The 9,971-nt window shown below is 70.0% G+C and carries 10 protein-coding genes; all 10 read right to left on the bottom strand.

What is annotated here, in order from left to right; translation table 11 throughout:
• Positions 1-191: 191 nt before the first annotated feature.
• Positions 192-626 carry a transcription antitermination factor NusB gene (nusB, locus tag ACIHIX_RS21265; RefSeq protein WP_097261491.1) on the bottom strand — a complete coding sequence of 145 codons (435 nt, stop codon included), beginning with the start codon at positions 624-626 and terminating at the stop codon, positions 192-194.
• A 2-nt stretch (positions 627-628) separates the two neighbouring features.
• Entirely contained in the window at positions 629-1,195 is a 567-nt protein-coding gene (gene efp / locus ACIHIX_RS21260) for an elongation factor P (RefSeq protein WP_059196374.1), read from the bottom strand.
• Between the two features lie 58 nt (positions 1,196-1,253).
• Positions 1,254-2,360 (bottom strand): aminopeptidase P family protein, encoded by a 1,107-nt coding sequence (locus tag ACIHIX_RS21255; protein WP_399958302.1) that lies wholly within the window; start codon positions 2,358-2,360, stop codon positions 1,254-1,256.
• A 152-nt stretch (positions 2,361-2,512) separates the two neighbouring features.
• Positions 2,513-3,403 carry a Pro-rich N-terminal domain-containing protein gene (locus ACIHIX_RS21250; protein ID WP_399958300.1) on the bottom strand — a complete coding sequence of 297 codons (891 nt, stop codon included), beginning with the start codon at positions 3,401-3,403 and terminating at the stop codon, positions 2,513-2,515.
• A gap of 165 nt (positions 3,404-3,568) precedes the next feature.
• Complete coding sequence (gene aroB, locus ACIHIX_RS21245) at positions 3,569-4,660, bottom strand: 3-dehydroquinate synthase (RefSeq protein ID WP_399958297.1); 1,092 nt, start codon at positions 4,658-4,660, stop codon at positions 3,569-3,571.
• The gene (locus ACIHIX_RS21240; protein ID WP_399958294.1) at positions 4,657-5,169 is read right to left on the bottom strand and encodes a shikimate kinase; all 513 of its coding nucleotides are present in this window, start codon (positions 5,167-5,169) and stop codon (positions 4,657-4,659) included. The genes aroB and ACIHIX_RS21240 overlap by 4 nt, the downstream gene beginning before the upstream one ends.
• Entirely contained in the window at positions 5,166-6,350 is a 1,185-nt protein-coding gene (gene aroC, locus ACIHIX_RS21235) for a chorismate synthase (protein ID WP_399958292.1), read from the bottom strand. Before aroC ends, ACIHIX_RS21240 begins: the two co-directional genes overlap by 4 nt.
• 496 nt (positions 6,351-6,846) lie before the next feature.
• Complete coding sequence (locus ACIHIX_RS21230; RefSeq protein WP_399958289.1) at positions 6,847-7,686, bottom strand: shikimate dehydrogenase; 840 nt, start codon at positions 7,684-7,686, stop codon at positions 6,847-6,849.
• On the bottom strand, positions 7,667-9,382 hold the full coding sequence (gene mltG, locus ACIHIX_RS21225) for an endolytic transglycosylase MltG (RefSeq protein WP_399958286.1): 1,716 nt from the start codon (positions 9,380-9,382) through the stop codon (positions 7,667-7,669). Before mltG ends, ACIHIX_RS21230 begins: the two co-directional genes overlap by 20 nt.
• 122 nt (positions 9,383-9,504) lie before the next feature.
• The gene (gene ruvX / locus ACIHIX_RS21220; protein ID WP_399958590.1) at positions 9,505-9,969 is read right to left on the bottom strand and encodes a Holliday junction resolvase RuvX; all 465 of its coding nucleotides are present in this window, start codon (positions 9,967-9,969) and stop codon (positions 9,505-9,507) included.
• Between the last annotated feature and the right edge of the window lie 2 nt (positions 9,970-9,971).

The following is a 9,971-nucleotide window of genomic DNA, read 5'->3' as shown; positions in this document are numbered from 1 at the left end:
ACGAGGAGAGCTGAGACGCTTCACGCCTCAGCAGAAACATGCCGCCGGGGTGGCCGGAACTTCATGGTTCCGGCCACCCCGGCGGCTTTCTGCGCTCCTCAGGAGCCTCCCGGGCACCGATACCCGCACGGATACGCCAGGGGCCCACAGCGCTCACGCTGTGGGCCCCTGGCGATGTCGTACCTCTGTGCTTACGCCTCTTCGCGGCGCAGCGTGGGCTTCAGGTCCTTGAGACGGCCGAGGAGGCCGTTCACGAACGCCGGTGACTCGTCCGTGGAGAACTCCTTGGCGATCTCGACCATCTCGTCGAGCACGACCGCGTCCGGGGTCCCGTCGACCCAGATCAGCTCATAGGCGCCGAGCCGCAGGATGTTGCGGTCGACGACCGGCATCCGGTCCAGCGTCCAGCCGACCGAGTACTGCGCGATCAGCTCGTCGATGCGCTTCGCGTGCTGCGCGTAGCCCTCGACCAGTTGCATGGTGTACTCGCTCACCGGCGGCTGCCGGGTGTCGGTCCGGGAGAGCCGGATCCAGTCCGCGAGGACCGTCAGGACGTCGGCCCCGCGCTGGTCGCCCTCGAAGAGGATCTGGAAGGCGCGCTTGCGGGCCGTGTTGCGGGCAGCCACGGTTAGCTGTTCACCCGGCCGAGGTAGTCGCTGGTGCGGGTGTCGACCTTGATCTTCTCACCGGTGGTGATGAAGAGCGGGACCTGGATCTGGTGGCCGGTCTCCAGGGTGGCGGGCTTGGTGCCACCGGTGGAGCGGTCGCCCTGGACGCCCGGCTCGGTCTCCTGGATGACGAGCTCGACGGCGGCCGGCAGCTCGACGAAGAGCACCTCGCCCTCGTGCTGCGCGACGGTGGCCGTGAAGCCCTCGATCAGGAAGTTGGCGGCGTCGCCGACGGCCTTGCGGTCGACCATGAGCTGGTCGTAGGTCTCCATGTCCATGAAGACGAAGTACTCGCCGTCCATGTACGAGAACTGCATGTCGCGCTTGTCGATCGTGGCCGTCTCGACCTTGACGCCGGCGTTGAACGTCTTGTCGACGACCTTGCCGGAGAGCACGTTCTTCAGCTTGGTGCGCACGAAGGCCGGGCCCTTGCCGGGCTTGACGTGCTGGAACTCGACGACGGACCAGAGCTGGCCTCCGTCGAGCTTGAGCACGAGGCCGTTCTTGAGGTCGTTCGTGGAAGCCACGGTTGCGGAATCTCCTGGACTGACGTGGACGACCCCGGCGCACGCGCGTAGCGGGAAGCTACAGCGCGAGCAGCTCCTTGGTCGTGATGGTGAGTAGCTCGGGTCCGCCGTCCGCCTCGGGGCGTACGACGAGCGTGTCATCGATCCGGACACCGCCCCGGCCCGGGAGGTGGACCCCCGGTTCGACGGTGACCGGCACGCAAGCGTCCAGTTTACCCATGGCCGCGGGGGCCAACTGCGGGTCCTCGTCGATTTCGAGTCCGACGCCGTGTCCGGTCAGGGTCGGCAGGCTCTCTCCGTACCCGGCGGAGTCCAGCACCTGGCGTGCCGCACGGTCCACGTCGCGGTAGGCGACGCCGGGTGCGAGGCTCTCCCGTCCGGCGCGCTGAGCGGCGAAGACGAGGTCGTACAGCTCGATCTGCCAGTCGGCGGGGGACGTACCGATCACGAAAGTACGGCCGATCTCACACCGGTAGCCGCGGTAGGTCGCGCCGAGGCAGACGGAGAGAAAGTCGCCCTCCTCCACGCGCCGGTCGGTGGGGTGGTGAGCGCGGCGGCCGGAGTGGGGGCCGGTGGCGACGGAGGTGGGGAAGGCGGGCCCGTCAGCGCCGTGGTCGACGAGGCGGCGTTCGAGTTCGAGGGCGAGATGCCGCTCGGTACGGCCGACGAGGATGGATTCGAGGAGCTCACCGAGGGCCTGGTCGGCGATCTCGGCACCGATGCGCAGGCAGGAGAGCTCCTCCTCGTCCTTGACGACGCGGAGCTGCTCCACGGCGCCGCCCAGTTCGGCGAGGCGCAGACGGGGGACGACGGAACGGATCTCCCTGTGCCGGGCCACCGTGAGGTGGTGTTCCTCCACGGCGAGCGAGTCCGCGCCCTGCGCCGCGGCGAAGTCGGCCGCCGCGACGGCGGGGTCGCCGCCGGCGCCGGGCAGGGTGTGCAGCCGCAGCACCTCGTCCGGGCGGCCGTCGCTGGGACGGTCCTCCGGCGGGCCGGCGCACACGAGCAGGTCCTCGGTCTTGCCGAGCAGCAGGACGGCGCCCCGGGGGGCGGCGCCGGACAGGTAGCGCACGTTGGCGGGGCGCGTGACCAGTGCTGCCGCGCTACCGGCCGCGTTGCACTGTGCCCTCAGTTTGGAGCGGCGGGCCGCGTAGACCTCTGACATGAGACGAGCGTAGGAGCGGTGTCCGGTTTGCGCCGGTTGAGGGGGTGCCAATGGGGGGTTGCGTGCCGTCCGCGGGCCGGTGGGGGCTTGTCGCGCCCACGCGGCGGGGCCGCAGACCGATACAGCCCCGCGCCCCTACAAGCCAAAAGCCTTTACCAGCTGGGCGGGCTTGCGATGGACCGTGCGAGTACGTCGTCCAGGACCTGGGCCGTCTGGGGAACGTCGAGCTGGGAGTTGTCGATGATCGGCAGGCCCGACCCGTACCACCCCGCCATACGGCCATGGATCCGCGCGACCTCCTCGTCCGTGAGGCGGCGGTTGCCCGAGCGTTCGGCGTTGCGTTCCAGGACGATCTCCAGGCCCGGCAGCAGGACCACGGGGAGGAGCCCGGGGCCCACGTGGCGCTTCCAGCCGCCGAGGCCGACCACCGGGCGGTCCGGGAAGACGGCGTCGTCGAGGATGCAGGAGATGCCGTTGGCCAGGAAGTTGCGGGCGGCGAAGCCGCAGGTGCGGCGGGCCAGGCGGTACTGGGCCTCGGAGTGGTCGTTCCAGCCGGACTGGGGGTCGGCGAATCCGGAACGGACCCATTCGCGGACGTCGTCGAGGCTGATGTGGGCGGTGGGCACCCGGCGGTGCTCGGCCCAGTACTTGGCGACGCTGGTCTTGCCCGCGCCGGCGGGGCCGATGAGCAGCACCGCGAGGGTCGTGGCCGTCGGGTCGGGCATGGCCGCGGCGGGCGGGGTGCTGGGCACGCCGACCGGGCCGCCGGGCGGCAGCGGGACATGACCGGTGGTGTCCGGGGCCGGGGGTGCCGACGGGTGCGGCGCCGTCGGCTGGTGCGGCGCGGAGGGGTGCTGGGGTGGGGGCTGGTGCGACGGAGGCACGAAACCCGGGGCCGGGGGCGGTGGGGGCACCGGGGCCGGGCCCTGGTGCGCGCCCGGGTGCTGGGGACCCGGGTGGTGTGCGGCCGGTGACCGGCCGACGGCCGGTCCGTGCCCCGGCTGGTGGGGCGGCGGCAGCGGAGAACCCACTGCGTGCTGCATCCGGTGCCACTCCGTCTCGTACAAGGCAATGGGCGCTGGCCGAGCGGGTACGGACCCGCTCCTTACCGAACGGTACCGTCCCCGGTCGCCGTTTGGTGAACGGCCGGGGACGGCCCTGAGTGCCCGGGACCGCAAGGCACATGGGACGGAGGGGGTCGCGGCCGGTTACTGGCCCACTTCTCCGTACGCGGCCAGCAGGACGGCCGGGTCCGGGCCCTCCATGACGGTGGGCTTGCCCAGTCCGTCCAGGACGATGAAGCGCAGCAGGTCACCGCGGGACTTCTTGTCGACCTTCATGGTCTCCAGCAGCTTGGGCCACTGGTCGTAACGGTAGTGCAACGGCAGGCCGACCGACTCGAGGACCGTGCGGTGGCGGTCCGCCGTGGCGTCGTCCAACCGGCCCGCCAGACGGCCGAGTTCGGCGGCGAAGTGCATGCCGACGGAGACCGCGGCGCCGTGTCGCCACTTGTAGCGCTCGTTCTTCTCGATGGCGTGGGCGAGCGTGTGGCCGTAGTTGAGGATCTCCCGCAGGCCCGACTCCTTGAGGTCGGACGAGACGACCTCGGCCTTGACCCGGATGGACCGCTCGATCAGCTCGGCCGTGTGCGGGCCCGCCGGAGTGCGCGCGGCCTGCGGGTCGGACTCGATGAGCTCCAGGATCGCCGGGTCGGCGATGAAGCCGGCCTTGATGATCTCGGCGAGGCCGGAGACGTAGTCGTTGACCGGGAGGGAGTCCAGCGCGGCCAGGTCGCACAGGACGCCGGCCGGCGGGTGGAAGGCGCCGACGAGGTTCTTGCCCTCGGCGGTGTTGATACCGGTCTTGCCACCGACGGCCGCGTCCACCATCGCCAGGACGGTGGTGGGGATGGCGATCCAGCGCACCCCGCGCAGCCAGGTGGCGGCCACGAAGCCGGCGAGGTCCGTGGTCGCGCCGCCGCCGACGCCCACGACGACGTCGGTACGGGTGAAGCCGGACTGTCCGAGCGCCTTCCAGCAGTAGGCGGCGACCTCGGCGGTCTTGGCCTCCTCCGCGTTGGGCACCTGGATGGCGACGACGTCGTAGCCCTGCTCGGCGAGGTCGCCCCGCAGGGCCTCGCCGGTCTCGGCGAGCGCCTCGGGGTGCACGATCGCCACCCGCTTGGCCTTGTCGCCGATCAACCCGCCGAGCTCGCCCAGGAGTTGACGACCCACCAGGACCTCGTACGGCTCGCTGCCCGCGGTGCCGCCGACCTGGATCCGGGTCACTGCCTCACTCATGCCTGCTTCAACTCCAGTGCGTCCAGGGCGACTTCGGTGACTTCTTCGGGGGTACGGCCGTCCGTCGCGACGACCGCGGTGGCGATGCCCTCGTAGAGATGCCGCCGCGCTTCCATCAGCTCGCGCCACTGCTTGCGCGGGTTGACCGCGAGCAGCGGGCGGGCCGCGTTGAGACCGGTGCGCTTGACGGCCTCCTCGACGTCCATCGAGAGGTAGACGACCGGCAGCCCGGCGAGCGACGCGCGCGTGTCCTCGTCGAGGATCGCGCCGCCGCCGAGGGCGAGGACGCCGTCGTGCTCGGTCAGCGCCCGCTGTACCGCCGCCTTCTCGATGGCGCGGAAGGCGGGCTCGCCCTCGTCGACGAAGATCTCGGCGATGGTCCGGTCCTGCTCGGCGACGATGTCGTCGTCGGTGTCCCGGTAGCGCACGCCGAGCCGCTCGGCGAGCAACTGCCCGACGGTGGACTTGCCCACGCCCATCGGGCCGACGAGCACCACCCGAGGGCTCATCGGATGGCCAGGTGGTCGAGGTACGACTGGACGTTGCGGCGGGTCTCGACGACGTTGTCGCCCCCGAACTTCTCGGCGACCGCGTCCGCGAGGACCAGCGCGACCATCGCCTCGGCGACGATCCCCGCGGCCGGAACCGCGGAGACGTCGGAACGCTGATGATTGGCCGGAGCCGCCTCACCGGTGGACACATCGACGGTCTGAAGGGCACGCGGCACAGTGGCGATCGGCTTCATCGCAGCACGCACACGCAGCAGTTCGCCCGTGGTCAGACCACCCTCGGTACCACCGGAACGGCCCGAGACACGGCGGATGCCCTCCGGCGTGTTGACGATCTCGTCGTGCGCCTTCGAACCCGGCACCCGCGCCAGCTCGAAGCCGTCGCCGATCTCGACACCCTTGATGGCCTGGATGCCCATCAGCGCACCCGCCAGACGGGCGTCGAGCTTGCGGTCCCAGTGCACATGCGAGCCCAGACCGACAGGAACGCCGTAGGCCAGGACCTCGACCACACCCCCCAGGGTGTCGCCGTCCTTGTGAGCCTGGTCGACCTCCGCCACCATCGCCTTCGACGTGTCCGCGTCCAGACAGCGCAGCGGATCGGCGTCCAGCCTCTCCACGTCCGCCGGCGTCGGGTACACACCCTGCGGCGCCTTCACCGAGCACAGCTCGATGACATGGCTGACGATCTCGATCCCCGCCGTCTCCTTCAGATACGACCGGGCCACCGCCCCCAGCGCCACCCGGGCCGCCGTCTCACGCGCCGAGGCACGCTCCAGGATCGGCCGAGCCTCGTCGAAGCCGTACTTCTGCATCCCCGCGAGGTCGGCATGACCGGGACGCGGGCGGGTCAGCGGCGCGTTGCGGGCGAGCCCGGCCAGGATCTCCTCGTCCACCGGGTCGGCCGACATGACCTGCTCCCACTTGGGCCACTCGGTGTTGCCCACCATGACGGCGACCGGCGAGCCGAGCGTGCGGCCGTGCCGGACGCCACCGAGGAAGGTGACCTGGTCCTGCTCGAACTTCATCCGGGCACCGCGTCCATAGCCGAGCCGGCGCCGGGCCAGGTGGTCCGCCACCATCTCCGTGGTGATCGGCACGCCGGCGGGCAGACCCTCCAGCGTCGCGACGAGTGCGGGACCGTGGGACTCCCCCGCGGTCAGCCAGCGCAACCTGCTCAACGGTGCTCCTCCATGCTCGCGCCCTCGTACTGCCCTGCGTACGCGCGTCCTCGCGTACGGCAATGGCGTGACCAGGTGCGCGGCCCGGGCCCGCCACCTTCGATCCTCCCACGTCCCACGGACATGTCCGGCCGCCGGTCCACCAGGCGGACGGACATCCACTAGCAAGGCTCAGGCGGAGCCGATCGTGCCGAGGGGCCCGGTTGCCGCGTCGGGCGACCGGGCCCCCTGTCAGCGCCTCAGCCGCAGTGGCCGGACCCGCTGGTGTAGCTGTCCCAGAAGATCTTCGGCCGCGGCGGCCGGCGTCGCGCCGACCAGGCCGACGACGCCCGCTATTCCGAGCCCCGCCGCGACCGAACTGATGCGTCTCTTTATCGCAATTCCTCTTCCATGATCATTGCGAGAGATCGCACACTGATCGCTTCGCACGTCAAGATCACGCGGAACTGTGAATTCCGAATGCGGAGGAACGGCATACCGTCGCACCACGGCCTCATCACGCGCGCGCGAGGCTCCGTTCGCCCACCGCGCGCATCGCGGCCAGTGGCGCGGGGGTGCGGCCCGTCATCTGCTCGACCTGGAGCACCGCCTGGTGCACCAGCAGGTCGAGCCCGCTGACGACGGCCCCGCCGAACATCGACCAGCGGGCCGCGAGCTGGGTGGGCCACGGCTCGTACAGCACGTCGAAGAGGGTGGTGGGCCGCTCGGGGACCTCGGCGGCCAGGACGTCCGTGGTGCCCGCCGGGGTGGTGGCGATCACCAGCGGCCGATGCAGCGCGTCGGCCGCCGCGGACCAGTCCTCCGTACGGACCTCCACGTCCAACCGCTCCCCCCACTGCCGCATCTCGGCGGCGCGGGCCTCGCTGCGGACGTAGACGACCACCTCACCGGTGCAGACCCGGGCCAGCGCGGCCAGCGCCGAGGACGCCGTGGCGCCGGCGCCGAGGATCGCGGCGGAGTCCACCGTCTCGATGCCGTGCTCGCGCAGCGCGGCGACCATGCCGGGGATGTCGGTGTTGTCGCCGACCTTGCGGCCGTCCTCGGTGAACACGACCGTGTTGACCGCCTCGACCGAGGCAGCCGTCTCGCTGATCTCGTCGAGCAGCGGGATGACGGCCCGCTTCAGCGGCATGGTCAGCGACAGCCCGGCCCACTCGGGCCCGAGTTCCGCGAAGAACCCGGGCAGTGCCGCCTCGTCGATCTCGAAGCGGTCGTACGACCAGCCCTTGAGCCCCAGTTCCTCGTACGCGGCGCGGTGCAGCACCGGGGAGAGGGAGTGGGTGATGGGCGACCCGAGCACGGCGGCCCGACGGGCGTCAGTTGCCCCTGGTGGCATCGAACTTGTCCTTGAGTTTCTGGAACTCTTCGTGCGTCCTGGCGAATTCGGTCTTGCTCACGCCGTCCGTCGCCACGAAGTAGTACCAACCGTCGTCGGTGGGGTTCAGCGTCGACTTCAGCGCGCTGTCGCCCGGGTTCCCGATCGGGCCGGGCGGCAGACCCTTGTTGGTGTACGTGTTGTACGGGTCCTTGTCCTTGCTGATCTCGGACTCGCTGATGTCGATGTTGCTCTCGTTCTTCGCGTAGTTGTAGGTCGAGTCGAACTGCAGGAAACCGTAGGTCTGCGGGTTTCCGTAGTCGAGGCGGTTGTAGACCACTTCCGCCATCCTGCGGTAGTCGTCGGTGGTCTTGCCCTCGGCCTGGACGAGGCTCGCGATGGTGATGATGTCCATGGGGCTGTCCAGCTTGAGCGCCTTGGCCTTGGCTTCCAGATTGAGCGAGTCGTACTTCTGGGTGGCCTCGGACACCATGTCCTTCAGGACCGCCTCGGGCTTCATCCCCTTGGCCGCCGGATAGGTACCCGGGTGCAGGAATCCCTCCAGCGGGTCCTTCATCTCGTTGTTCTGTTCCGCCCAGTCCGGCAGTCCAAGGCTCTTGTAATCCGCCTTGGCGGCCTTTCTGGTGGTGCCCGACTTCAGGTCGAGTTTGTCGTCGATAAGCTTGTAGACCGCAATATTGCGCTGCCCCGGCGTGACCATCACGGCGTTCTGGCTCTTCGGGTCGAGCATCATCTTCACGGCGCTCTCGGCGGACATCTGCGTCTTCAGCAGATAGGCGCCGGCCTGGACTTTCTTCTCCCCCTCGTTCCGAGTGAACGCAGAAACGAACGCGTCGACGCTCTTGACGACACCCTTCGCCTTCAGCAATCGCCCGATGTCGGCGCCGCCCGCCCCTTTCTGGACGACGATCGACACCGTCGTGTCAGTACCGTCACCCGAATAATCCGGCGCCGAGACGAAACGATCCTTGTAGAACTGATAACCGAAATAGCCGATACCGCCGATACCGCTGCCGAAGACCAGCACGACCACCAGGCAGGCGCAGCCGCTGCGCCGCTTCTTGGGTTTCTTGCCGCCGCGGCCCCTGCGGTCGCCACGGCCGCCCTCGTCCTCGGGGGCGTCGTCGCCGTCATCGTCCCCGCCGCCCGCGAAGAAGGCGTGCTCGCCCTGGTCGGGGCCCGGGTCCCAGTCCGTCCGCTGCGGTTCCGGCTCGGCTCGGCGACGGCTGGGCGGCTCCGGCGGTGGGTACGCGTCGGGGGTGCCGTAGTAGTCGGGCTGGTCACCGGCGCCGTACGCGGCGGCCTGCTGGCCGTACGGGTCCGAGGGGTCCTGGTACTGGACATGCGTGTGCGTCCCGGTGCCCCAGGCGCCGTTGTCGTACTGCTGCTGGGCCTGCTGCGGCGCGTACTGCTGCTGGCCGTACTGCTGGTTCGGGTCGTACTGCTGCTGGTGCTGCTGGCCGTAGTGCTGCTGCTCGTACTGCTGCTGCGCCTGACCGTAGTCGGCCTGTTGGCCGGTGCCCCAGTCGCCGTACTCCGACTGCTGCGGCGCTTGCGGATAGTGCTGCGGCTGGCCGCCGTAGGCAGCTTGATGGCCGGCGTGGCCCTGCTGCCCTTCCCATCCGCCGTCCCCGTAATACGGGTCCTGCGGATGCCACGGTTCGGAGCCTTCCTGGCCCCGGCCATACTCAGTCATCGATCCCCTAGAGCCGCGAGGCGGCGGTCGCGCGGCTTGTGGCTCGGCATCCGTTCCGCCTCTCTCTGTGCGGCACCTGTTCGAACAGCGCCGCGATCGCGCGGAACGTTACCGTATCGCGATCAGATGACCACTTCGACGCTCTCTCCGGGTGCTTTACCTGACACCCGTTCGGATTCGAGCGCCTGCTGAAGGATGATCACAGCGGCTGCTTGATCGATGACGGAGCGGCCCTTCTTGGATTTCACGCCCGACGCGCGCAGCCCCTGGCTGGCCGTGACCGTGGTCATCCGCTCGTCCACCAGGCGGACCGGGATCGGCGCGATGCCCTGGGCCAGCTCCTGAGCGAAGCCTCGGACCTTCACCGCGGCCGGGCCCTCGCCCCCCTTGAGGGAGCGAGGGAGTCCGACGACGACCTCGATCGGTTCGTACTCCTCCACCAGCTGCTTCAGCCGGCGGTGGGCGGCCGGTACGTCCCGGCCCGGCACCGTCTCCACCGGAGTGGCGAGGATCCCGTCGGGGTCGCACGAGGCGACCCCGATCCGGGCGTCCCCGACGTCGATCGCGAGTCGACGCCCTCTGCGTATCG

It is taken from the genome of Streptomyces sp. NPDC051913, assembly GCF_044593635.1.
Taxonomy (GTDB): domain Bacteria; phylum Actinomycetota; class Actinomycetes; order Streptomycetales; family Streptomycetaceae; genus Streptomyces.
The sequence above is the reverse complement of the archived record's forward strand: the minus strand, read 5'-3'. Positions and strand labels throughout refer to the sequence as shown.